General features: G+C 68.1%; 20 protein-coding genes, 1 tRNA gene and 2 pseudogenes. 7 read left to right on the top strand and 16 right to left on the bottom strand.

Features of this window, described 5'->3' with window-relative positions; translation table 11 throughout:
- Positions 1–115 precede the first annotated feature (115 nt).
- Positions 116–559: a hypothetical protein gene (locus tag JW613_RS05365; RefSeq protein WP_209209515.1), complete on the bottom strand. Its 444-nt coding sequence runs from the start codon at positions 557–559 to the stop codon at positions 116–118.
- A gap of 699 nt (positions 560–1,258) precedes the next feature.
- Between JW613_RS05365 and JW613_RS35600 the strand changes: the two genes are divergently transcribed.
- Positions 1,259–2,107, top strand: coding sequence for a DUF4231 domain-containing protein (locus JW613_RS35600; protein WP_245225027.1), 849 nt, complete (start codon positions 1,259–1,261; stop codon positions 2,105–2,107).
- Between the two features lie 79 nt (positions 2,108–2,186).
- On the opposite strand, the gene JW613_RS05355 is transcribed toward JW613_RS35600, so the two are convergent.
- The 3 genes from JW613_RS05355 to JW613_RS05345 form a co-directional block, all read right to left on the bottom strand.
- Positions 2,187–2,753: a class IV adenylate cyclase gene (locus JW613_RS05355; protein WP_209209514.1), complete on the bottom strand. Its 567-nt coding sequence runs from the start codon at positions 2,751–2,753 to the stop codon at positions 2,187–2,189.
- Between the two features lie 26 nt (positions 2,754–2,779).
- Positions 2,780–3,826 (bottom strand): radical SAM protein, encoded by a 1,047-nt coding sequence (locus JW613_RS05350; protein WP_307865793.1) that lies wholly within the window; start codon positions 3,824–3,826, stop codon positions 2,780–2,782.
- A gap of 381 nt (positions 3,827–4,207) precedes the next feature.
- Complete coding sequence (locus JW613_RS05345) at positions 4,208–4,708, bottom strand: ATP-binding protein (protein WP_245225026.1); 501 nt, start codon at positions 4,706–4,708, stop codon at positions 4,208–4,210.
- A 151-nt stretch (positions 4,709–4,859) separates the two neighbouring features.
- On the opposite strand from JW613_RS05345, the gene JW613_RS05340 reads away from it, so the two are divergent.
- On the top strand, positions 4,860–6,179 hold the full coding sequence (locus JW613_RS05340; protein WP_209209512.1) for an NsdA family TPR-like regulatory protein: 1,320 nt from the start codon (positions 4,860–4,862) through the stop codon (positions 6,177–6,179).
- On the opposite strand, the gene JW613_RS05335 is transcribed toward JW613_RS05340, so the two are convergent.
- The 6 genes and pseudogenes from JW613_RS05335 to JW613_RS05310 all read right to left on the bottom strand — a co-directional run bounded on the left by JW613_RS05335 (position 6,176) and on the right by JW613_RS05310 (position 12,196).
- Positions 6,176–6,718 (bottom strand): NUDIX hydrolase, encoded by a 543-nt coding sequence (locus JW613_RS05335; RefSeq protein ID WP_209209511.1) that lies wholly within the window; start codon positions 6,716–6,718, stop codon positions 6,176–6,178. The two genes, JW613_RS05340 and JW613_RS05335, sit on opposite strands and share 4 nt — an antisense overlap.
- A 139-nt stretch (positions 6,719–6,857) precedes the next feature.
- Positions 6,858–8,555 (bottom strand): relaxase/mobilization nuclease domain-containing protein, encoded by a 1,698-nt coding sequence (locus JW613_RS05330; protein ID WP_209209510.1) that lies wholly within the window; start codon positions 8,553–8,555, stop codon positions 6,858–6,860.
- A complete protein-coding gene (gene mobC, locus JW613_RS05325) occupies positions 8,552–9,094 on the bottom strand; it encodes a plasmid mobilization relaxosome protein MobC (RefSeq protein WP_307865792.1) in 543 nt (180 codons plus the stop codon). Before mobC ends, JW613_RS05330 begins: the two co-directional genes overlap by 4 nt.
- A gap of 230 nt (positions 9,095–9,324) precedes the next feature.
- A complete protein-coding gene (locus tag JW613_RS05320; protein WP_209209508.1) occupies positions 9,325–10,143 on the bottom strand; it encodes a DUF2637 domain-containing protein in 819 nt (272 codons plus the stop codon).
- A gap of 261 nt (positions 10,144–10,404) precedes the next feature.
- Positions 10,405–11,510: pseudogene (locus tag JW613_RS05315) on the bottom strand (DUF3631 domain-containing protein).
- A 455-nt stretch (positions 11,511–11,965) separates the two neighbouring features.
- Positions 11,966–12,196 (bottom strand): hypothetical protein, encoded by a 231-nt coding sequence (locus JW613_RS05310; protein WP_245225023.1) that lies wholly within the window; start codon positions 12,194–12,196, stop codon positions 11,966–11,968.
- A gap of 96 nt (positions 12,197–12,292) precedes the next feature.
- Between JW613_RS05310 and JW613_RS05305 the strand changes: the two genes are divergently transcribed.
- Both JW613_RS05305 and JW613_RS05300 read left to right on the top strand, forming a co-directional pair.
- Entirely contained in the window at positions 12,293–12,979 is a 687-nt protein-coding gene (locus JW613_RS05305) for a transcriptional regulator (protein WP_209209507.1), read from the top strand.
- Positions 12,976–14,505 (top strand): site-specific integrase, encoded by a 1,530-nt coding sequence (locus tag JW613_RS05300; protein WP_209209506.1) that lies wholly within the window; start codon positions 12,976–12,978, stop codon positions 14,503–14,505. The genes JW613_RS05305 and JW613_RS05300 overlap by 4 nt, the downstream gene beginning before the upstream one ends.
- Before the next feature lie 543 nt (positions 14,506–15,048).
- Here JW613_RS05300 and JW613_RS05295 read toward each other — a convergent pair.
- From JW613_RS05295 to JW613_RS05285, 4 genes are read right to left on the bottom strand one after another with little or no spacing between them, the layout of a single operon-like run.
- The gene (locus JW613_RS05295; RefSeq protein ID WP_209209505.1) at positions 15,049–15,708 is read right to left on the bottom strand and encodes a hypothetical protein; all 660 of its coding nucleotides are present in this window, start codon (positions 15,706–15,708) and stop codon (positions 15,049–15,051) included.
- Between the two features lie 57 nt (positions 15,709–15,765).
- Positions 15,766–16,023, bottom strand: coding sequence for a nucleoside phosphorylase-I family protein (locus tag JW613_RS35595; protein WP_245225022.1), 258 nt, complete (start codon positions 16,021–16,023; stop codon positions 15,766–15,768).
- Positions 16,020–16,682 carry a phosphorylase family protein gene (locus JW613_RS05290; protein ID WP_245225021.1) on the bottom strand — a complete coding sequence of 221 codons (663 nt, stop codon included), beginning with the start codon at positions 16,680–16,682 and terminating at the stop codon, positions 16,020–16,022. Before JW613_RS05290 ends, JW613_RS35595 begins: the two co-directional genes overlap by 4 nt.
- Positions 16,679–18,451: an AbeC-like domain-containing protein gene (locus tag JW613_RS05285; protein WP_245225020.1), complete on the bottom strand. Its 1,773-nt coding sequence runs from the start codon at positions 18,449–18,451 to the stop codon at positions 16,679–16,681. The genes JW613_RS05290 and JW613_RS05285 overlap by 4 nt, the downstream gene beginning before the upstream one ends.
- A gap of 85 nt (positions 18,452–18,536) precedes the next feature.
- Between JW613_RS05285 and JW613_RS05280 the strand changes: the two genes are divergently transcribed.
- The 3 genes and pseudogenes from JW613_RS05280 (at position 18,537) to JW613_RS05275 (ending at position 20,292) form a co-directional block, all read left to right on the top strand.
- Positions 18,537–19,259, top strand: coding sequence for an NUDIX hydrolase (locus tag JW613_RS05280; protein ID WP_209209504.1), 723 nt, complete (start codon positions 18,537–18,539; stop codon positions 19,257–19,259).
- Between the two features lie 218 nt (positions 19,260–19,477).
- Positions 19,478–19,675: pseudogene (locus JW613_RS35590) on the top strand (site-specific integrase); the annotation flags it as partial.
- Positions 19,676–19,788: 113 nt separating this feature from the next.
- Positions 19,789–20,292 carry a hypothetical protein gene (locus JW613_RS05275; protein ID WP_245225019.1) on the top strand — a complete coding sequence of 168 codons (504 nt, stop codon included), beginning with the start codon at positions 19,789–19,791 and terminating at the stop codon, positions 20,290–20,292.
- A 170-nt stretch (positions 20,293–20,462) separates the two neighbouring features.
- Here the strand turns inward: JW613_RS05275 and JW613_RS05270 are convergent.
- Together JW613_RS05270 and JW613_RS05265 are read right to left on the bottom strand one after the other, a co-directional pair.
- Positions 20,463–20,535: transfer RNA gene (locus JW613_RS05270), tRNA-Lys, on the bottom strand.
- Positions 20,536–20,647: 112 nt separating this feature from the next.
- On the bottom strand, positions 20,648–22,771 hold the full coding sequence (locus JW613_RS05265) for a DEAD/DEAH box helicase (protein ID WP_209209503.1): 2,124 nt from the start codon (positions 22,769–22,771) through the stop codon (positions 20,648–20,650).
- Between the last annotated feature and the right edge of the window lie 58 nt (positions 22,772–22,829).

Raw genomic sequence — 22,829 nt, 5'->3', positions numbered from 1 at the left:
AGTGACAGCGACCGACCGGCGACGGTACCCTGCGTGACTAGTTCGGCTGCGGGCGCTCCTAGAAGATCTGGTCAGGCTGGCAAAGCCTCCATCGCGTTCCCAACCCGCGTTGGCATCAGCGGTTACGACGGCGAGATGCCTTGGCTTGCTTCTGCCGTTTGCGCCGCGCTTCCGTCATTCGTCGCTCGGCCTTGATCCTTGCGGTCTCCTCCGGCGTGCGCATCGCGCGGAGAAACGCCGCCTCTACCGCTGTCTCATCGTCCAGTAGCCATGAAGGACACGTGCCTGTCAGAGCGGCCGTGTCGTCGATCACGGCTTCCTCCAATGCGCCCAGCAGGTCCTCCCCCCGTTCGTATTCAAGTAGTTCGAGGGGGTGGCCGTACACGCAGCCGGGACCGACTGCCGTCTCCCGGAACTCGCAAGAGTCGTAAGCGGCGACGCCTCCCTTGTGCCCCCGGGCTTCGCCACGCGGTATCTCTTCGCCGTAGGTGTTGGTGCCTTGTCCGCGGCGGGCTTCGGGACCTCCGAGAAAAGGGCAGACCATCGCGCTGTAGATCATGCACGCACGGTGGCCAGGGCCCTCCTCGGTTGGCGCCTTGTTGAGGAACTTGTGGCCGACCCCGTGTGAGAGCACTTCCGCCAACATCTCGGTTTCTTCGGTATCCACAACCCGCCACACCGGGCCAGGAGGTATCTCCAGACCACAGACGGTGCATCTGCGTTGCGTCACACAAAGGTACACACGCCTCGCGCTCAACGAGGCGAATTGAGGTCTGCCTCCTTCCCATGGAGTGATCGCCGGGATGGGGTAGCCGCGCGGGTCATGAGGCCGAGCAGCAATGGCAGGAGGGACAGGCAGGTCGGAAGGGTGCATATGGCCGACGGTAGTTGGCCGACACTGTGCGTGCTGGCGATTGGGGAGACAGGCCATAGTGGGTCATCCAGGTGCTGTAGTCGACGCTTGATGCCCGGCAGGCACCGTGTGCCGGATCGAGCACAAGCTCGGCGTAAGGCGACCAAGAACGCGTAGTCCAGCACGGGCCCTTGGTGTCCCTTCGGACCTACAGGTTTGCGATGCCCCAGTCGCACGCCGCAGTACGAGCGCGCGACCGGAAAACCGCCGGTGCCCCTTGCCGTCGACCACGCCGAGGGGAGCAAGAGCAGCCGCAACAATTGAGGCAAGTGTCGGCCCCGCTGTACGTGCTTGGTGTAAGGCTTTCAACGAGCCTTGGCCCGGTGACTGTGGAGGATCTGTTCGATGGTTCGCAGCTCGGACGACGATGCCCCTAGCCGCTTGGAGGGATCGACCCGCCGCCTGCTGTTCGACACGCGCAATGAGACTCGGTTGACTGAGGCGCGACTTGCGCGTCGGCTTGTGATCAATCGAACGCGGAGCATCGCGCTGGCGATCGCAGTGGTGGACCTTCTGGCGGGTGCTGTCTGGGTGACCCTGGCTCCAGACTCGGCGACAAGTGTCGCGATCCCCGGCGCTGTGCTTTTTGCGTGCGTAGCTGTGAGTGTGATCGTTAACGATCGTGGCCTTGAGGGTAGAGCTGCGCTGGAAATGAAGACGGAAGAACTACGCGAGTCGCTGCGTAGGCTCAACGCGCACGAACGCCCGTCATTAACGGAGAGGCGTCGCCTCTACCGCGAAGATGTCGCTGGGATCGTTGAGCAATATCAGGCTGACAGTCGGAAGTATCGACGGGTGCACAACAGCTTGCAGTCACTCATCATGATCGGATCTGTTGGAACAACAACGATTGCTGCGTTTGATATCGGCAAGCAATTGACCTGGCAAAGCGTTTCCCTCACTGCCATCAGCTCCGCTATCGCACTCGCAGCAGCTTTTGCTGGGTACTACAAATATCGAGAGCGTAGCTATTTTCTTCAGCGGACTGCGGACGACATTGAAAAGGAAGCTACTGCGGTCACTCTCGGAATTGGCCCCTATGGAGACCTCGAACATGACCAAGAGCAGGAAGCCCTGAAGTTGTTCACGCAGCGCGTTGAGGATCTCCGCAACGAACAGCGTCGTCGGCAGCAGCAGTTGGATCAGCCAGCAGAGCAGGCGCCCCCAACTGCTCCTCCGCAGTCGGCGCCCTGACCTCGTCCGCTTCGTCGCTGGGGCGTGCAGAGGTCAGGGCCCCTTGAAGGAGCGGCGTACGCGCGACCAAGTCGGCGGCTTACGAACCGGTCACTGTGCGCTCCTCGAAGAGAAGGGTCGGCTGAGCGAGGATGTCCCGGCCCAGTTCGCTCTTGTAGATGAGGTCGATGCTGCCGTAGCGGGCTTGTTCGTAGTCGAAGCCGAGCTCGGCGACGGCTTTGCGGACGGCGTCTTCGGAGGGGCCTTCGATCTCGATGAAGGTGGGCAGGTCGGGCCAGGTGTCGAGGTCATACTTGATGTCGCCGAGCTGCCACTCCTCGCGGTAGTTCTGCTGGTACCGGACTTGGCGGAGGCCGGTGGCCTTGAGGAGTTCGGCGGTCTTGTCGAGGTCGTCGACCTCGATCTCGATCTCGGTGGTGCCGTTGATGGTGGTGGCGTCGCTGACCTGCTTGAGGGTGAGGGTGGTCTTGCCGCCCTCGTCGCGGAGGCGGAGCCACTGTTCGCCCTGGACGGCGTCGTTCTCGAAGATCAGCCGGGTGAACATGGTCTTGTCGAAGACGAGCTGGGCGCCGGCGGTGCGGAGCTGGTCGCGGACGGCGTCGGTGTCGATATTGAGGAACTTGGCCTCATATTCGTTCTGGGGCATCGCTGGGGGGCTCCTGGGAGTGGTGTTTACGCGGTCAGGTTGTGGAAGTCGGTCTCGCGCAGGTGGGCGACCTCGGCGCATGCCTTGCCCACGACGAACTCTTCCACGGGGAGGCAGAGGTCCATGCGCTGTATGCACACTCCGACGTGAAATTCGCCTGTTGTGTCGCGGTAGAGGCGTACGCCGTAGTAGCCCTCTTCGCAGTCTGTGGGGTTGTTGAAGCGGCAGTCGGTGCAGGCGTCCGGCAACCGTAGTGGGCGGATGTGCTTGACGATCAGCTCTCGGCCACTCGGCAGGCGGTAGGCCATGCGAAAGCCGGAGGTGCCGGCGATCAGACGTACCTCTTCCAGGTCGGCTTTGAGGTCGGTCAGCAGGAGGTCGATGGCCTGGAGCGACTCTTTGCCGTCGGCGAGGGAGGAGAGCACGCGTACGGAGAGGCTGTCGGAGTACTTGTTGAGCAGGCGGTGGACGCGGGGAACGTGGCTGCGGTTCGGCAGGACTACGTTGGCGCGTGTGCCGATGCTGACTTCCATGGCGAGTCGGATCGACTCGTTGAGGGCGTCGATCTTGCGTTGTGCGAGGGCGGGCTTGCGGTAGCGGCTGTGTTGGACCTGGGCGAGCTCTTCTGGGGTGGTGCCGAAGATGGAGAAGTTGACGTGGTCCAGGCCCGCGCGGGCGCAGTCGGCCAGGACGCGGTGGCCGTTCTCTCCGTTGGAGGTGACGCTCACCTCGTAGCCGCATTCTTTCGCCGTGGCGATGAGCTGCGGCAGCCGCGGGTGGAGGGTCGGCTCGCCTCCTGTCAGGTGGACTTCGTTGAAGTCGAGGGCCTCGCGTAGCTGGGTCAGTGCGTGGCGGAAGGCTTCGTCGGGGAAGACGGGCGCGCTCAGGAAGCGGGAGCCGTTGGTGGCCGCGTAGATGGAGACGCGGCCCGACGGTCCGTCGGGGATGAAGGCTCCGATCTGGTGGGTGCGGTTGTCCGCGCTCACGGGGGTGCCCTCGTTGTGGCAGAAGGTGCAGGTCATGCCGCACGAGTCGATGACCTTGACGCGGAGCGACCGGTCGGTGGTCACCACGACCGGGACTGTGCTGTCGACGTCGGTTAAGGCGGGGTGCGGGATCACGAGGAGACCTTTCTTGTAGGTCGGGCTGCCTTTCGCGGAAGTTGTCGGCGCTGCGCAGGCGGCCTGCGAACGCGGGGAAGGGGCTGGTGAGTGGGGTGGTAGCGCTGTTGAGTCCCGCCCGGCCGCCGAGCTCGACTCAAAGACGGCCGGGCGGGTGGGGGATCCGTCCCGGGTGGGCACGGGGAACCGTCCCGCCGGGCGCGGGCGAACACACCCGGGACGGACCGGTTCAGGGGGAGGGCGCCGTGGCGACTGCGAGGCCGACCACGAGGCCGCAGGAAGCGCTGATGCCGATGATGAAGATGAGGCCGGCGTAGCGGCCGATGACGCGCATCACGACACCCGCCCTTCGCCGGCTTCGGCGCCCCGGCCGGTGGCATGGAGGGATGCCGACGACGCCGTACGGCTTTGCTGCTTCGCCATGTGCACCGTTGCCCACACCGTCTTGCCGAGAGGGCGGTGCGGCCGTTGTCCGGTGCGCAGGGCCACGGCCCTCACGAGCTGGAGACCGCGACCACTCTCGTCGTCGGCGCCAGCCTCCAGCGCTTGGGGCGGGCGTGGGCTGCTGTCGGAAACCACGATGAGGCAGATGTCGTCCGCCGAGACCACTCCGACCTCGAATAGGTGGCCGGGGAGGTGGCCGTGCACCACGGCGTTCGTCGCCAGTTCGCTCGCCACCAGGACGGCGGTGTCGATGCCGCTGGAGGCGTATCCCCATTCGCGGAGTACTCGCTCCACCTGGGTGCGGACAAGCGAGACGCACCTGGCAGTCGAGGCAAACTGCATGTGCCATGTCTGGCTGGTTCGTTGGTTGTGCGTGGCCATCGCGTGCATCGCGTCCCCTCGTCGCGGGTAGCTGGGGGACTACTGCACCGCGGGACCCCATCACGGGATCAGGCCACAGTGATTACCCAACGTGGGTAATATCTGTGGCGGCTGACCACCCGCCCAGTACGCCGCTGCCGAGACGGCCGGGGGAGCGCACGTGTCCGCACCGCAGCCCTATCCGGGACTTCCGCCCGAGTTAGTGGCGAGCCCTGAGTTCCAACGTGTCTGTCGGGAACGCGACTTCTCCCAGGTCTTCCAGTTCGCCAAGAAGAAGGCGGGGGTCTATCCCTCGCGGATCGCCGCGCTGTGCGGGATGACGCCCAGCCGGGTCGGGGAGATCATGTCCGGGCGCAGAAGCCTGGCCCACATCGACGTGATCGAGCGCGTCGCGGACGGCTTGCGCATCCCGGGAGCCATGCTCGGACTGGCACACCGGCCCTGGGAAATCCCCGCCGGACCGGCCGTGGCCGAGCAGGCACCTGGACGCGCGCTCACGCCTCCCGCAGAAGGCGGTGCGACGCAAGAATCCACGGAACCGAGTGGCATAGACGACCTGCTCACGCTCGCCGACGGCAAGGTCACCAGGTCCACGCTCGTCGCCCTCCAGTCCTCGGTCGAGGACTACTGGCGCAGAGACGACGAACACGGAGGCGCCTCACTACGACCGGCAGTCGTCGGGCACCTGCGCTACGTCTCGCAGTTGATGAGGGGCGCTGACGGGGCCCTGCGTCGCGATCTGCAGTCGCTGGCCGCCGAGCTGGCCCGGCTGGCGGGTTGGGCGTACTTCGACGCCCGCCAGTACAGCACCGCCCGCACCCACTTCACGCAGGCGCTGCGCCTCTCGCGCGGCCAGGACGACTACCTGTTCATGGCCAACGTGCTGTCGTGCATGAGCCTCCAGGCAACCTACGACGGCAACCCCACCGACGCCGTCGCCCTGGCCTGCAAAGCCCAGGACTCCGCCCGCGCGGCAGGCGACCAGCCACTGGTGATGTCGATGCTCCACATGCGGGAGGCGTTCGCGCAGGCCGCACTGCGCGACTCGATGGCATGCCGCCAAGCCATCGACCGCTCCCGCGACGCCTACGAACTCGCCCGGGGCCGCGAAGCCGAAGCCCCGACGTGGGTTCGCTACTTCGATGAGAGCAAGCTGATCGTCGACACCGGTATCGCTCTCGCGCGCCTCGGAGAATCAGCACGAGCCGAACCCCTCATCGCCGAAGGGCTGCGCCGGGAGTCCGGCGCGCAACAGCGCGGCCGGGCCTTCCACGCCTTCTGGCTGGCCACCGCCCAGCTCCAGCAGGGCAACCTGGACGCCGCGTGCGAGAGCGCTGGCATGGCGCTCGACTTGACCGCGTCCCTCGACTCACCCCGGGTGGCCGGGCATGTGCGGGAGTTCCACCGGCGCCTGGCTCCGTACGCGCGGGAGGCGCCGGTGATCACGTTCGAGCAGAAGATGCGCGACATTCTGGGCTAGCCGATGACGCCGGTCGCCTCGTCCAGGAGCAGGTACAGCAGCCCGACGAGGCTGCCGCTGCTGACGACCTCGCGGCGGTCGATCATGCCGCGGATCTCCGAGATCGGTACCCACTCGATGCGGTCGGTCTCATTCAGCTCGGTCGGAGGACCGGCGTAGGTGGCGCCGTCGGCACGGAAGACGTAGTGCTCGGAGTCGGTGATCCCGTTCGCGGGCTGCGCGTACACCAACGGTTTCATGCCGTCGACCCGCCAGCCGGTCTCCTCTTCCACCTCGCGGGCGGCAGCCTGCTCCGGGGTCTCGTCCGCCTCGATCAGTCCCATGGGCAGTTCCCAGCCCCAGGTGTCCGTGATGAAGCGGTGGCGCCACAGCATCAGCACCCGCTTCTGCTCGTCCACCACGGCCGCCACCGCCAGGTGCCGCATCTTGACCACGTGGTGTTCCCAGCGTCGGCCGTCGGGCTGCTGGACGTCCACGAGCCACAGGTTGACCCACGGGTTGCTGTAAATCTGGCGCTCACCATGCACTGTCCACCGCATGAGTCGATGTCCCTTCTCGCCTGCGTCACTCCAGCATGTCACTGCGACGAGAAGCCGTCTGCCCAGCCCGCGACTTCGCGACAGCCTCCGTAGATCTGGCCGAAAGACACCGCCCTCCAGCCTCTCCGCACGCTGGCCGCTATCGATGTCGCCGGCGGGCAGGTGCCGTGGCAGGGAGAGTGGTCGAAGGTGTTGTCTCCGAGCGTGTGACACGACGTGGAGCCGCTGTGCTGCGGGCTTGGGCGGCTCGTGCGCGGGGGCTGGGTGCGGGGCGTTGGCTCATGCGGTGGATGCGCCAGACCAGGACCTTGGCGGGGGAGTGCGCGTCGTCCAGGGTGCGTTCGTCGGCGGCTTGCTGGAGGAGGCGGGATGGGTCGTGGCCGGCGGTCTGCGCGTCGGTGAGCGCGGTGATTAGAGCCTCCCAGGCGGGGCTGTTGATGATCCGGTCCGTGTGCTGGGGGAGGGTCTGTCGTACGAGGTCCGAGTGGCGGGCTGCTGTGGCGTGCGGAGGCTTGCGTTCGGCGAGCGCGGTCAGGGGCGCTGTTGCGGCTTGCTCATAGACGTCACGGAGAGGTACTGCGGCTTGTCGTGCGGCGATGGCCTGCTGTTGGTGGTGGCGTTTTTCGTGCCAGCGGGCGGCGGCGATGACGGCGAGGAGCGCTGCGTCCAGCAGTATCGCGAGCGCGGCCCCGTCCTTGGGTGTGGGCTGGCGCAGGATTGCGCGCATGGCGCTGCGCAGGGCGCGGGTCTTGTCGTGGTCGGGGCGGATACGGGAGCAGGTGGCGCGCTCGAACGTGGTTGCCGACTGGTGCAGGCCGGAACGGAGATCCTTGGGTGCGACCAGGGTGAGGGCGTCGAGCGTTTCACCGAGGGCGGCCAGGTGGGCCTGAGAGGCGGCGTTGTCGCCTTGGTCGAGGCGGTGGGGGATACGTTCGGCTGCGGCGGTGGCCTGGTGCCAGGGGTTGGCCTGGCGGTGGGGTGCGGGGGTGTCGGTGGTGGTCAGGCGTTCGTGAATCTTGGGGTAGGACAGGTCCGGTGCGAGCCTGGAGCCGGAGAACCACACCGGCTCACCGGCTCCGTTGGTGTCCGAGGCGAGGGCGACCTTGTAGCCGCGGATGTCGCCGGAGGGGAAGTGCTGCACCTCCACCAGCACATCGTCGTTGGCATCGAGTAGGGAGACGAATTCCTCGGGGCTGGAGGCGGCGGCCACAGCGGTACGGACGGTGGTGCGCAGCTGCTCGCGTGCGGTCTGCTGCCGTCCGGTGCGGCGGGCCTTCTCCTGCTCGGCGCGGGTGGGCCGCTTGGCGGCGGTGCGGTCGCCGCGCACGATGCGGTGGAGCCCGTAATCCTTCTCGACGGCCTCCAGTTCGCGGTCGGCCGTGAGGAAGTCGTTCCAGTGTTTCTCGTTGCGCAGGTCGCCCCGCACGGTGGTGGCGGCGATGTGGATGTGATCACCGGCGTGACGCACCGCGACCCAGCGGCAGCCGTCCGGATCACCTTCGGGTGCGATGCCGGTCGCGTGGACGACGCGGCGGGCGATGGCGGCCCATTCCTCGTCGCTGAGGGGCCGGTCTTCGGGGGCGGCGCGCAGCGAGCAGTGCCACACGTGCTGTTTGGTGTCGCGGCCCTGCTGCCGGGCCTGGTTCACCCGCAGGTCGAGAGCCTGGGTGAGCTGCTGCTTGGCGGCGCGTGCGTCGGGGTCTCGTCCGGGGTCGGGGGCGAAGCCGTCCCAGGAGGCGACCAGGTGGGGGTCGATGTGCTCGTTGGCCCGTCCTGGGCCGTAGAGGTAGGTGATCAGGTGGCGGGTGCTGCGGCCGGAGGTGATCTTCGCGATCAACGGTCGGTCACCCGCCCGGTCAGATGTCCGGTGGCCGCGCGGTGGGCGGCGGCATCGATGCCGGCCACCGCTTCGCGGACCGTCTCCAGGGTGCGGTGTGCTTGGTCGAGGGCTGCGCTGTCCCCAGGGTGTGGATCGCCGCCGGAGTTGAGGCGGCGGGCGATCTGGTTGAGGTTGTTGCCGAGCCTGGCCACCTGGGCTCGCAGGGCGTTGAGTTCGTCGATGTAGTCGTCGAGCTGGGTGCGCTGGCCGGGCAGGGTGAGGTCGCCGTGGATGTGGGCCATGACGACGGCACCGACGTAGTGGGCGGCGGCCACATTCAGAGAGTCCGCCAAGCGGAGGATGTCGGCCTTCTCGTCGACGCTCCAACGGACATCGACACGTTGGCAGCGCTGTACGGGCTCGCGCTTGCGGCGGCGGGCGACGCGGTGCAGAGCGGCTTCGTCGGCGGCACGCGGCAACGCGACAGGGGCAGCGTCATCGGCATCGGCGGGCGCTTCCCGCTCGGGCACCCCCTGGTGCCCGAGTACCTCCGCCACCCCCGGGGCGGAGGCTTCCCCCTGGGGCCGGTCCTTGGACGGTCCAAGGGCATACCTTGCTGCGCTGCCGGTGGCTGAGGCGGTGGTCATCCCTGGGTGTTCGGTGGCGGGTTGGGGTTCGGGGTGGTGCATGGAGTGGTCTCCGGCCGGTTGTCAGGGTGCGGTGCGGGGGGTCGGTGAAGGTGGCGGATGTGGCGGTCGGCGTTCCGCCACCTGGCCTTGCGCGGGGGTCAGGCGTCTGCGTAGGCGTGTTCGGGCTCGTGGCGGTCGGCTTCGTCCTGGAGGGCACGGGTGGCCTCAGTGAGGCGGTCCCTGCCGATGGAATGGCCCGCCGCCCGGATCGCCGCCTCGACGTTGCGGCGGGAGACCCAGCCGCCACGTCCGCGCGGTGCCATGCGTCCGATGGCCAGGATTTCCTCCATCGACGCGGTCGCAGGTCGGCCTTGTGACCTGGCCTTCGCGGTCGGTCGTGGCGTCACCGGGTCGGTTGGGCCGTCTGCCGCCGCAGTGTCTGCGGCCTGCGCTGCTGGCGTTGGTGAGTCCGGAGCTGAGCGGGCGGGCTGGTGTCCCGTGGTGCCGGTGTGGCGGTCGAATGTGGCGGCGGCTTCATCCGCGCCGGTGTGGCGGTTGTGGCGGTGGACGAGGAGGTAGAGATGGACGGCTCCGGCCAGGGCGAGCGGTGGGATGGCCGAGAGGACGCCGACCGTTGCGTTGTCCAGGTGCAGGCCGGGCCCGTGTGGGGTGGGCTGGTTGAGGCGGACGGCGTGGAGGGCGTTGGCCCAGATGCTGGTCGCGGTGGCCAGCCCGACCAGCGCCCACACATACAGCCGGGCGGGCAGGGCGGCGGCGCGCAGGATGAGCAGGGCGCCGATGCCGATGGCGATGAACCCATCGATCACCAGCGGGAAGGCATAGGTGAGCGGTCCGCGGATGTGGACGGCGGCGGCCATCTGGCGCAAGGCGTCGTAGGAGAGGGCGAAGCCGATGGCGCCGAGCAGGCCGATGCCGGCACGGATCGCGGCAGTGCCCGGGATGGCGGCGAGGGTCATACGGGTGGTACTCCCTGATCGTGGCCGAAGGAGCTGGGCGTCCCTCGGCGCGAGGATGCATACCTGCTCCCGCTCCCCGGCAGCTGAGCGGGGCAGTGGCGCTGGGCAGCGGCGATAGTGACCAACGGCATGGGCACTCGTCTCACCCGTCGCACACCTGGTCAGAGCAGGTACGGATACGGGGCAAGGTACGGGTGGACCCGTTGCGGCCGCGGCACTCGTTGCGCGGCTGACCTGCGATGCGACGGGTGAGACGAGTCGTTACCGCATCGGGTCCGAAACTGGCGGACTACTCGCTTCCCCTTCGGAGGCCGGCTCCTCGGGGCAGTAGCGGTCCCAGGCATCGGCGAAGCGGGCGCGGGCGAAGCCCTTGGCCTGGCGCCCGTTGTCGAAACGGTGGTTGGCGGACTTGATGCCGAAGTCCTTCAGCAGCAGTCCGAGGTAGCGCGGGGTCAGGCCGCTGGGGGCCGTACTCCGCCCAGGGCGCTTCGACGTCGTTGATCAGGACCTGCAGCAGGTCCTGGGTGCGCAGCACATCGGGGTCTCCGAAGTGGGCAAACGCGCGTCGGATGTCCTGAAGCAGCCGGGTCTTCAGGTTCGACTCGTCGTCTTGTCCCTCCTCCGCGGCACACATCGCCACACACGCCGCTCGGGCCCGTTCCGGCCACGCACCGCGCGAGTTCCGCGACGAGCACCAGCGGCTCCCAGGTGTCCGCTGCTCGGTCCGCGACCGGCATCACCGGCACCAGGTTCGCTGCCGCATCCAGCTGTGGGTGCAGCCATGCCGACAGTCGGTCGCGTACGGCGTGCAGGGCGGGGATGTCGCGGCGGGAGCGGAACTGCTCAACCCGCTCGCCGTCCTTTCGGCGCTGCATCCGGATCACAACCGCCCGGTCCATGACGGTGTCGGGCAGATCCCCGATTCCGGCGAGTGCCGCCATGGCGAAGGTCGGGAACGACTGCGGTTTGTGTTCGGGGCCGGAGATCCGCAGGGCGGGCCGGTTGCGCTGATGCCCCGCGTTCAGCAGGCCGCGCAGTTCCTCATTCTTCTCCGCCGCCTTGATGCTGCCGAAGATGGTGTCGGCCTCGTCCACCAGCAGGGTGGGTGGATCGTCGCCGATGGCGCGGAAGACCACCGCAGGACTGATGTTCACCGTGATCAGCGGTTTGTGCACGGTCTCCGTGATCACATCCAGCAGGCGGGACTTGCCGCACCGCTTCGCGGGGCCGACCACAGCAAGACGCGGAGCGTGTTGCAGCGCGGGCTGCAGGTGGCTGGCCGCCACCCAGAGCGTGGCTGCGGTCAGCGCCTCGCTGCTGGGAAGGATCACATACCGAGCGATCGCCGCACGCAGCTCATCCAGCAGCGCAGCGCCCTCGCTCGCCTCCGGATTCGCCGTCGTCGCTTGTACATCGGCCTGCTCCGGATAGCCGAGGGCAACGGAGCCGCCCCCTCCTGGATCAGCGTTCGCAGCCTCGTCCGCGCCCTCGCGCGCCTTGGCGGAGCCAGCGGCCCGGCCGGGCACCGCGACCGGTGGCCAGACGGCTTTGCGGGATGCGGAATCAGGGTCCGGCGTGGCATGTTGCACGCAGCAGCTCCTCTTCTGGCGGTTGCGGGCTTGCGCGCCCTTGCCACCGGGTTGGTCACTTCAAGGCGTCCAGGGGAGTTGAGGGGCTCCCGGCGTTGCGCCGCCGGGGGCCCAACTTCGTCTGCGGGGTCTGCGCCGCAGCGAGGGACCAGGGACAGTACGTCCACGGTGGACAGCAGTCCAGCCGTTCTGTGTCAGCTCAACGCAAACGCGTCGGCTATACGGGCCTGCCTTCACGCCGCCAGACCAAGCAGGTTCAGTAGGTCTGCGGTCACGACCCGGTAGGTGTTGCCCAGACGCAGCACCCGGCACGGGTACTCGCCGCGCTTGGCCAGCTCGTACCCCTTGCTGCGCCCCAGCCCCAGCGCCCGGTTACCTGTCTCCAGGTCAACGGCAGCAGGTAGGGCCAGCAGCTCGTCCCGGCTCATGCCCTTGACGCGGCCGTTGGCCTCGATCTCATCCATGCAGCAGCTCCCTTGCTTCTGAGCCGTCGGCGAACGAGGGGAACCACGTCCGCCTCCAGGCGTGAGAACAACCCTGACGAGAGCTACTGTGTCGCGATGACACAACGCGATTTCGAGGATGGAAGCAGCAACGAGGACGACGTCCCGGAGTGGGCCGACCACGTACAAGCCACCGTGGCGCGCGAGGTCAGGCGCCGAAGGAGGGAGCTTCGCATGAGCGCCCAGGACCTGGCCGACAAATGCGAAGAGATCGGCTACCCGATACCCCGCAACGTCATCGCCAACATGGAGTCCGGCCGCCGCGCCGTTCTCCCACTGGTCGAGGTCCTGGTCCTAGCTGAAGCGCTGAACACCTACCCGATCTGCCTGCTCTACCCGGTCGGCTACGTCGAAGAGGTGCAGCGACTGCCCTTCCAGTATCCGGAACCCACGTGGGACGCCATGCATTGGTTTACAGGCCAGGGCCCTCGGAGCTTCAGGGCCGAGGACGAAATGCTCCAACGCTTCCGCGCCCACGCAAGCGATCAGCGCGCCGCGTTGGCCGCCTTGGAGGGAGAGAAGCGCGAACGCTGGAACGCCGAGACCGCGACCGAACCGGCCGAGCGTGAAGACGCTCTGCAAGCCAGGAGTGACTACGCCGAGAGAGCCGTCCTGGCCAAGTACCGGCTACGCACAGCGCGTGCGTTCATCCGCGAGGACGGCGGCACTCCCCCGCCCCTACCGCCCGAACTCGCCGACGTCGACCCACCGGATACCGAACCCGAGGAGGGAAACAGCGCTTGAAGGGCTCCACCCACCGCCGCTGCTACTGCCGCGACCCCAAGACCGGCAAGCCGCTTGGGAAGAAGTGCCCCAAGCTGTCGAACCGGAAGCACGGCTCGTACTCCGTACGCCAGGAGCTGCCGCCCCGTCCGGACGGCACCCGCCGGTCGTTCAGCCGCGCCGGCTACGAGAGCCTCAAGGACGCCCAGAAGGACCTGGACCACATCCGTGGGCTCCTTGCCCTGGCCGCACCGGACGAACCCGAAGAGCTGGACCGCATCGGCGCGTTCCTGGAACGGGTCGCGGACGAGAAGGCGCCGCTCCCCGATATCGAGACGACCCGCCACCGGCTCCGGTTCGGCTTGGACCTGACGGGTCGGCTCACGGTCGCTGAGTGGCTCGATGAGTGGCTGGCAGCCAAGAGGACCCGCCACACGACGAACAACGGGTATGCCTCGCACATACGCGTCCATCTCAAGCCGCGCATCGGCCACATACGCCTGGACCGCCTCAACGTCGGCCATCTGGTGGAGATGTTCGACGCCATCGCGGACGCCAACGAGGTCATCGCCGCTGAGAACGAAGCCCGGCGCGAGCAGGTGGCCCGCTGCAAGCCGACGAAGCCGGGCCGTCCCGCCCGAGCCGAGCGGGACCGCATCGCACGAGAACGCGCCAAGCTCGCCGAGATGCCCCCGTTCCGCAGGCAGACGGGCCCAGCCAGCCGCCAGGCCATCCGCCGAACGCTGCGGGCCTCGCTGAACGCCGCGATCGCCCGGCAGCTCATCACCTTCAATCCAGCGGCGCACGTGGAATTGCAGTCGGGCAAACGCCCCAAGCCGCTGCTATGGACCCCCGAACGGGTCGAGCGTTGGCGCGCCACCGGGGAGAAGCCCTCCCCCGTCATGGTCTGGACGCCGGAGCAGTTCGGCACCTTCCTCGACGCGGCCGAAGGTGACCGGCTCTACGCCCTCTTCCACCTGTGCGGCACGCGCGGCCTGCGGCGCGGCGAAGGTGTCGGCCAGGAATGGGAGTACGTCGATCTGGACGCGCGAACCATCACACCGGCCAGGGCCATCACGGTCGACGGGTGGGACCCGTACGAGGACGACCCCAAGACCGGCGGCAGTGCGGCGACGATCGCGCTCGACAGCGTCAACGTCGCCGTCCTCCGCGCACACCGAGCACGGCAGCAGGCCGAGCGCGAAGCTGCGGGCCCCGTGTGGCAGGAGACCGGCAAGGTCTTCACCAACGAGGACGGCTCCAGCCTTCACCCCGAAACAGCGTCGGAGGCGTTCCGCCGCATCCTCGCGAGCACCGACCTTCCCCCGATCACCTTTCGTGATCTCCGCCACGTGGCAGCCACGCTCGTCCATGCGGGCGGCGGCGACCTCCACACGATCAAGGAGACGCTGCGCCACTCCACCATCCTGCTCGCCTCAGATACGTACACGAGCCTGCTCCCAGAGGTCGATCGCAGCGCTGCCGAGGCAGGCGTACGCCTGATCCCCCGTGCGCGGCCGACGGGCGAGGCACACGGCGACGCATAGCGCCAATTCCTGACGTCCGGCCGCTAGCTCTTCCGGCGAATCTCCCGGCCTGTTCGCCGTCGTGATGGCACATCCACTCACGCATCGCCCACGCACAGCACCCCGAAACGACGAAGCGCCCGGACCGATCACCACGGTCCGGGCGCTTCCTTGCAGGTCAGCGGGGTGCACCCGCCTCCCTCTCGGTAGGCCGCGCGGGACTCGAACCCACAACCAATGGATTAAAGTCCTGGTCAGAGCATGCCGGGCAGTACCGGGTCTCCGCGAGGTCCTTCCGACGAGGTCAGGAGTCATGCGGAAGGTGATCACTGCCGCGTCGTCCGGAGGGTTCGCGGCACGTCCGCCCACGCATCGAGGATCTCTGAGCTGCGGCCCAGCAATACGGTGATTGGAGCGTGCTGGTGGCGTGGTGGGGCAGCACCCTCGAAGGTGAGGTATGAATCGGCCATCAGTCAGCCGCCCCACTCGTGCTCGCCGCACTGCTGACAGCGGCCACCCCGGCGCGGACACTCGCAAACCGGGTCCAGCCCGGTGAGCGAGGACTTACGCCGCGGAGGCGACCGGCGAACTGCCCGTCCAGGCCGCTTCGAACAGCTGCAGCGCGACGGCGTACAGAAGTCCCGGTGCTCGTGCGTACAGGCAGGGAGAGTTCCTGCCGTGCTCGGAGCTGCTGTAGAAGGTGAGGTAGGCGACCCGGTCCGTTGCGATCACTCGGCAGGTGTGTGGCAGATCGAAACCACGAAGTTCGAAGTTGCGCTGAGTTCGTGCAGCCCGGGAGATATAGCTGATGTTCGACTCGATCTGGCTTCTGAGGAGAGCGGGAGTGAAACCCGCGTCGAACCTTCCTACGTCGCGCGAGCGCCGCTCCAGCCATGAGCCGGTCCCGGTGTGCGGGTCGGGGAGGAGGACCTGCACGGAATCCATTGGCAGCACACCCGACCACACCGGGGAGAACGCCTCACGTGTGAGCACATTCCCACGCCCTGCCAGCACCTTGATCCAGCGGGCCCGGCTCAAGTCCCGCGCCAAGTCCGGCTCGGCGGCGGACTGGAGACGGTACACACGGCCGAGGCCGGTGCCCGTGCACCGGGAGCCGAGGGCGACAAGCCACCACAGTGGCCGCGAGCCGCGCAGCAGGCCGAGAACGAGAACGATCACACTGGCAGCTAAAGAGCTGAGAACCCCGAACAGAAAAGCAGTCATCCGAAATCTTCCCTGCTTGCGTAGTTTCCTGGCCCCGCAGATTCGATCGGCACGGATTCAGCACAGGTATTGCAGGAGCTGGCCCAGAACGTGCGCCGCGTTACGCGCCGCGAGTTCGTGGTATCCGTGGCCCTTGTGCTCGTCGGCGTTGTCGGACACGCCACGGACGACCACCCACCCCGGGTTGTGCTCGCCGTGGACGGAGTTCTCCTGCCAGTACTGACTCAGCCCGCCGGCCTCCATGTCCACCGCCAGCACCTTCTCGTGGTAGGTGCTGAGATAGCTGCGGATGTCGCTCTCCCGGTCGGCGATCACGGCCTCGCCCGATCCGATGACTCCGGGATAGACCTCGTACTCTTCGACGCATGCGAAAGCGCCTGACCGTTGATCCGCGCTGGGGTTCCGCGGTCGGCGAAATAGGCGTTCACGCCATGGACGACCGGCGCTGGAGCCTGGCGATGTTCCCCGCGACGCCGGACGTCTCCCCCGGGATTGAGCTTGCGATTCTCGTAATAGACGATGTCGGTCGCGACGATGACGTTGCCGATACAGGCATGCCCTTTGTGGATTCCTCCGCCGACACCGACCAAGGCCCACAGTCGCGGGCTGTAATGGCGGCGCAGATTCTCGAAGGCGGCCATCGCCGACCGCTGTCCCTGGCTCTGGCTCTGGGTGGCCACGACTCGGATGTCGGCGTCCGGCGTAGCACAGCGCCCCTGGTAGAAGAAGAGGCCATCGGGCACCCTGTGGCGTTCCAGCTTCAGCTCGTCCACCACAGCCCGGAGTTCCTCGCTGAGGATCGCGACCACTCCGATGTCCCAGGGGGCGGGGGCGGCTTCCCCGCCGCTCTCGGCCGGACGGGTGCCGGGCCCGTGCGAAGGGGCGCCCGCGGCAACTTGGGCGTGCTCCCCGATGGCGTTGTTGGTGAAGACGTTGTTGTTGCCACGGCTGACGATGCCGCGATTGACGCTCATGAATCCCCTCCGCTGCTCTGGGCGTTCGCACCGGACGGCGCGCCCGCCGGGCTCCCGGCTTGAGCTCCGCTGCCTACCGCGTTGTTCGTGAAGGTGTTGTTGTCACCGATGTTGACGATGCCACTGTTGATGATCTTGAGTGCTCGGTCGTTGAACTCTGAGATTTCCACGTCTCTGGAGCGCAGGAAGTCGCTGGCCGCCCGGAGCAGGCGCCACTCGATCGTCTTCATTTGACCAAGGATGTAGCTCTTCTCCAGCTGGATCTTGGGCCATGCCTGCGACATCTCCTCCCGGATGCTGACCCGGGTTCCGATCAGCACGTTGCGAATCCGCGTCCTCGTCAGGTCACGAGGGAGCAGCGCGGCTTTTCCCAGGGTGTAGACGTAGCGGATGATCCGCCACAGCCGCGGAATCTCCGTCGGCAGCGTGGCGAGTTCCCGGAATGCGGCCCATACGACGGCTGGGGCTCCGTGCTGCCCGAACTCGGTGATGCGCTGGAAGGACCTGGGTGTGTGGGCAAGCACGCACGCTGCCGTTGAGATGCTCAGAGTGCGTCCCTGCACGTTGACGTGCAGGAGCACAGTGGCGACGAACTCCCCGCCGCCAGTGGGCGTGGTGACCTCAAGGAAGTGGTGCTGTCTGGCTCCAGGCGTGTCGATGATTTCCCGCATGTCGCGCTCGCCGATCCACCGGGGCAGAAGAGCACGATGAGCCGCGACATCGGTTTCCGCCACGTAGACACGGTCGCGCGCCTGCGCGGGAAGTCGGACGTCCAGGTTGTCCGATGCCAACTGTCCGACCGCCTCCCGCAGATGATCGACCAGCTCATGCGCCTGGAAGGGAGGCGCCGGGTGCTCTCGCTCGTGCAAGGGCGCCTCGTCGTCGCCAGGGCGCAGCAGTTGGATGCTCATCGGAGGGTTCCACTGATAGACCAACTCCCCGGCCCCGACGAACGGTGACTGGTCGCCGAAGAGCGTGAACATGGTGAGGTCGTCCTCGTCGTCCTCGTCCTCGGTATGGCGGGGGCGGCGGTACACGACACAGACGTGCTGCTGCTGTGCGTCCGCAGCCCGTTGCCGACGGGACAGCTTCCGCGGCCTGAGGCTGCCCGCCCGCAGGATGCGGTTCAGCATCACCTGACGGAGAGCCCCGACGAGAAGACACACGACCACGATCACCCCGAGCAACAGCAGGCCCACGGCGCCATCGGCCGGGTGCAGCGCCGCGACGACCAGGGCGGTGGAAGCCACCGCAAGCGCGGCCCAGCCGATGCGCTTGAGCTTGCGCCTCCTCTCCGGATCGCTCTCGGTGAAGATCAGCGCGAGTAGGCCCCGCCACCCCCTCTGTCTCCGTCCCCGCTGCCCTCGTTGCTGCCCTGGAACACGGCGCCTGGTCCTCCGCTCGAATCGTCGATCCGGATCCGTGCCGCAGAGCAATCTCGCGAGATGCGCCAGCCACAAGAGGGCGACACCGCAGGTGACCACGGTGGCAGCGGGTGCGGCGCCCGCGAGAGCCGGGCCGACCACCGCCCCCACGACGGTCACGCGGAGCAGTGCGCTCAGCGCCGCGGCACGCCAGGCGTGGTGCATGACCGGAACAATGTCGAACCCGTACGAGGGGGCGACGCGGCGATGAGGAGCGGTGCACACCTCGTCGACCACGAGGTCACGGAACCGCTCGTCCACGTAGACGCCGGCGCATAAGTGACGGGTGGCCGTGGTGGGTTCGCCGGGCGTTTCCTTGGCTGGCGACGCGTGGGAAGTGATCAAGCCCGTCCCCCCGTCCGGTTATGGTTGTAATGACCTTAAGTACTCCACCCCGTTTTAGTCAATATGACCTTTAAGGAGTTCCCCTGTGGATGACTGGCTCATCGACTCCACGGAGGTGGAAGCGTCTTGGGTGACGGCGGATCTGGCCATCTTCACTGTCAGGGGCGGCCGACTGATGGTCCTCCTGGTCGAGCGCGGCGTGGAGCCCTACCTGGGCCATCCCGCGCTGCCGGGCGGGTATGTGCAGAAGGCCGAGACGTTGCGCGAGGGGGCGCTGCGTGAGCTCTGGGAGGAGGCGGGTATCGACGGGAGCCGCCTGCATCTGGAACAGCTGGGCGCTTACGGCGATCCCCGGCGCGACCCCAGGGGCCGCGTCGTCACGATCGCCTACCTCGCGCTGGGGCCGGACCTCCCCGCTCCCGTGGGCGGCACCGATGCCAGGCATGCCTACTGGTTCCCGGTGTCAGAACTGGCCGACGACCCACACGCCCTGGCGTTCGACCATATGGACATCCTCACGGACGCGCTGGAGCAAATCCGCAGAAAGCTGGAGTACACCGCCGTTGCCACGGCTTTCTGCGGCGAGTCCTTCACATTGAGCGAACTCCGCACGGTGTACGAGGTCGTCTGGGGGGAGCACCTCGATCCGAGCAACTTCCGCCGCAAAGTGCTCAACACGGCGGGATTCGTCCAGCCGACGGGAGACCAGCGGCTCCCCGCGACCGGGCGCCCGGCCGCTCTCTACCGTCGAGGAAACGCCTGGCTACTCAGCCCGCCCCTGCTGCGGGCCGCCGGGAAGGCGAAGTAGGGGCAGCGCATGCAGGCCCAGCAGGGACCAGACCTGCTCAAAGAGGGCATCGGCGTGAGCGGCGGTCACGTAGGCGCCGCAAATGCCTCCGGCCAGGGCGTGCAGGCGGCGTGCTGGGGGCAAGACGGGTTGTGTTCATGCACGCCTTCCGGAAGGTGTCGCGGGCCCGCCCAGCCGGGGTTTGACTGTGCCCTGCGCACGCTGAGCAGAACCGCGGAAGTGCGCTCGTCCATGCGGGCGGCGGCGGCCTCCACACGATCAAGGAGACGCTGCGCCATTCCACCATCGTGCTGGCCTCGGATACGTACACCAGCCTTCTCCCGGAGGTCGATCGCAGCGCCGCCGAGGCGGGCGTGCGATTGATCCCCCGATCCCGTCGTGGCAAGAGCGGCAGCAACGAACGAGGGGAGCCGTGATCTCAAAGACCCACAACCTGGTCCCAGCCGTACAGAGATTGCAATCAACGTGCGCTGTGGCCTGTCTTGTCGAATTCCCTCCGCGCAGGCACTCGGAGTGCCACGCTCGCTCCATGGGACGAAACAGCCAACGCCGACGAAGCACCCGCACAGGGCGTAAGAGCGTTCCTGAGCCGGATGTGTCCGAGATTTCCCGTGCCCGCACAGCCAAGCGCTTACGGGCCGACATCGCCACCTGGCTGGAGAACCCCTCAAAGGGCCCCGGAGGCTCCTTCATCGAGGGAGACCATCCGTCTGCCCCGACAGCCGTCTTCGCCGTCCTGATGGGCTGGCTAGTCGCAGCCCGCGAGGCGATCACCGAAGAGCAGGCATGCGAGGCCGTCGACTGGGTCCATGACTCCCTCGGGATCGCGCACGACGATCTCATGTACGCAGCAGGTCTCATCGGACACCCGGATGCTTCGCCTGACGTGACCCTCAACGAGGCCGTGGAGCACTACGGCGACAACGACGGGCTAACCTTCGTTCTCTACATGCTGCTGCTGAGCGGCGGCTTGGTTGCCACCGTCGGAGGCGGAGACCCTGACTGGCTTCGCCAGTTCGACCTCACGGCATAGCCGCTGGCTCTCCAGCCCCCTGCGCATGCGCGTTCGTGCCACCCATTCAGGGACCGTCCGCTCACGCATCGCTCACGCCCACCACCCCGAAACGCCGAAGCGCCCGGACCGATCACCTCGGTCCGGGCGCTCCCTTGCAGGTCAGAGGGCTGGGCCCTCCTCCCTCCCGGTAGGCCGTGTGGGACTCGAACCCACAACCAATGGATTAAAAGTCCACTGCTCTGCCAATTGAGCTAACGGCCCGCACGGAGCAGCATAGCCCGGGGGTCGGGCGGGCCTCGAAGGCATTCCGGGTTGAATGCCTTCGAGGCTGCTGTCGAGTACGTGTGCGGAGGGCCGTGGCCCTCAGCGGTCGTCAGCCGTTGCGCTTCCAGCGGGGCTTGTCCGCGCGGCGGTCCGGGGTGCGGGCGCCGTTGCGGCCGGGGGCGGGGGAGCCGGAGCGGTGCTCGCCGACGCGGCCGTGCGGGCGGCGGTCGTCGCGGCGGTCGCGGTGGTAGGGGCGCTCGCCGCCACGGAAGCCCTCGCGGCGGAAGCCGCGGTCGCCGCCTTCGCGGCGGTCGTCACGGCGGACGTCGTCGCGGCGGTAGCCCGCGCCGGAGCCGCCGCGGCCACTGTCCTTGCCGCCGTCCCGGCGGTCCCGGTCGCGGTCACGGCCGTACGAGCGGTCGTCACGGTCGCGGTCACGGCCGTACGGGCGGTCGTCGCGGTCGCGGTCGCGGCGGAAGCCGCCCCGGTCGCCGCCGCGGTCTCCGCCCCGGTCGTACGGGCGCCGGTCGCCGCGGTCGCGACGGTCGGAGGACGAGCGTCCGCCGCGGTCGCCGCGGTCACGGTCCTGGCGCTCGCGGTCGGCGCGCTCCCGGCGCTCGGCCTCGGCCTTCGCCTCGCGGCGGGCCTCGGCGCGGGCCTCCTCGGCGGCCTGGGCCGCCTCCGCCTCGGCGGCGGCTGCGACAGCTGCGTCCGGGTCCTCGCCACGCTCCCGCGCGGCACGCGCGGTCAGCAGGGTGGCTTCTTCGCGCAGTTCGGCGGCGCGCCGCTGGAGCCGCTCCAGCTGGCGGCTGAGCTGCTTGGCCTCGCGCTCGGCCTGGCGGGCCGAGTTGGCGGCGGACTCCGCCTGCACCTCGGTCAGCGAGCGGGCGCCTGTGATACGTGCCACGTCCTCGTCGAAGACGTCGCCGCGGCCGATGATGTGCCGCGAGGCGTCGACGCCCGCGTCCTCCATCAGCCGGAAGATCTGCCGCCGCTGGTGGGGCAGTGCCAGCGAGACGACCGTCCCGGACTCGCCCGCGCGCGCCGTACGGCCGGAGCGGTGCAGGTAGTCCTTGTGGTCGCCGGCCGGGTCGACGTTCAGCACCAGGTCGATGCCGTCGACGTGGATGCCCCGGGCCGCGACGTCGGTGGCGACCAGGACGTTGACCTTGCCGTCCTTGAAGTCGGCCAGCGTGCGGGTGCGCGCGCCCTGGGTCATACCGCCGTGCAGCGCGTCGGCGCGGACGCCGGACTCGCGCAGCTGTTCGGCGACGCGGTCGGCGCCCAGCTGGGTACGGACGAAGATGATGGTGCGGCCCTTGCGGGCGGCGATTGCGGTGGTGACCGGCGCCTTGTCGCGCGGCTTCACGACCAGCACGTGGTGCGTCATGGTCGTCACAGCGCCCTGGGCCGCGTCCACCTCGTGGGAGACCGGGTCGACGAGGTAGCGGCGCACCAGCGAGTCGATCTCCTTCTCCATCGTGGCGGAGAAGAGCATCCGCTGGCCGCCCTCGGGGACCAGGTCGAGGATCTCGGTGACCTCGGGCAGGAAGCCCAGGTCGGACATCTGGTCGGCCTCGTCGAGGATGGCCGTCTCGACGTCCTCCAGGGAGCAGGAGCCGCGGTTGATCAGGTCGCGCAGCCGGCCCGGGGTGGCGACGAGGACGTCGACACCGCGTTCGAGCGCGGAGATCTGATTGGCCATCGACGTACCGCCGCACACGACCTTCAGCTTGAGGCCGAGCGTGTCGCCGTAAGGCTGCAGCGCGTCGGAGACCTGCATCGCCAACTCGCGGGTCGGGGTGAGGATGACGCCGCGCGGGCGCTTGCGCTGGGTGCGGCCACCGCTGAGGCGGGCGAGCAGCGGCAGGCCGAAGGAGAGGGTCTTGCCGGAGCCGGTACGGCCACGGCCGAGCACGTCCTTGCCGGCCAGCGCGTCGGGGATGGTGGCGGCCTGGATGGGGAACGGCGCGGTCACGCCGTTCTGGGCGAGCTTGCGTACGACGGAGTCCGGCAGCCCGAGGGCGCCGAACGTGATCTTCGTCTCGGCGGTCTCAGCCGTCTCGGCCGCATCTTCCATCTCGACGGCCTCGGCGGTTTCGGCCGCCGCGGCAGCCGCTTCCGTCATCTCGGGGGCCGTTCCAGTGGTTTCGGGGGCCGCTTCTGCGACCGTCTCAGCGGTCGGCTCGGGGAAGTCCTCGGGGCGTACGGCGGCAGGGGTGGTGACAGACATGCGAGTTGCGACAACCTTCCGGAGTCATTCGGCACGCGCCCATAACTCCGTGAAATTC

Origin of the sequence: Streptomyces smyrnaeus, assembly GCF_017676345.1 — a bacterium.
GTDB lineage: Bacteria > Actinomycetota > Actinomycetes > Streptomycetales > Streptomycetaceae > Streptomyces > Streptomyces smyrnaeus.
The sequence above is the reverse complement of the archived record's forward strand: the minus strand, read 5'-3'. Positions and strand labels throughout refer to the sequence as shown.

Excerpts from the sequence above, each read along its gene's own strand:
- JW613_RS05365 (WP_209209515.1), bottom strand. The coding sequence starts at position 559 with ATGATCTACAGCGCGATGGTCTGCCCTTTTCTCGGAGGTCCCGAAGCC.
- JW613_RS35600 (WP_245225027.1), top strand. The coding sequence starts at position 1,259 with ATGGTTCGCAGCTCGGACGACGATGCCCCTAGCCGCTTGGAGGGATCG.
- JW613_RS05355 (WP_209209514.1), bottom strand. The coding sequence starts at position 2,753 with ATGCCCCAGAACGAATATGAGGCCAAGTTCCTCAATATCGACACCGAC.
- JW613_RS05345 (WP_245225026.1), bottom strand. The coding sequence starts at position 4,708 with ATGCACGCGATGGCCACGCACAACCAACGAACCAGCCAGACATGGCAC.
- JW613_RS05335 (WP_209209511.1), bottom strand. The coding sequence starts at position 6,718 with ATGCGGTGGACAGTGCATGGTGAGCGCCAGATTTACAGCAACCCGTGG.
- JW613_RS05320 (WP_209209508.1), bottom strand. The coding sequence starts at position 10,143 with ATGACCCTCGCCGCCATCCCGGGCACTGCCGCGATCCGTGCCGGCATC.
- JW613_RS05310 (WP_245225023.1), bottom strand. The coding sequence starts at position 12,196 with ATGGATGAGATCGAGGCCAACGGCCGCGTCAAGGGCATGAGCCGGGAC.
- JW613_RS05305 (WP_209209507.1), top strand. The coding sequence starts at position 12,293 with ATGACACAACGCGATTTCGAGGATGGAAGCAGCAACGAGGACGACGTC.
- JW613_RS05295 (WP_209209505.1), bottom strand. The coding sequence starts at position 15,708 with ATGACTGCTTTTCTGTTCGGGGTTCTCAGCTCTTTAGCTGCCAGTGTG.
- JW613_RS05290 (WP_245225021.1), bottom strand. The coding sequence starts at position 16,682 with ATGAGCGTCAATCGCGGCATCGTCAGCCGTGGCAACAACAACGTCTTC.
- JW613_RS05275 (WP_245225019.1), top strand. The coding sequence starts at position 19,789 with ATGGGACGAAACAGCCAACGCCGACGAAGCACCCGCACAGGGCGTAAG.
- JW613_RS05265 (WP_209209503.1), bottom strand. The coding sequence starts at position 22,771 with ATGTCTGTCACCACCCCTGCCGCCGTACGCCCCGAGGACTTCCCCGAG.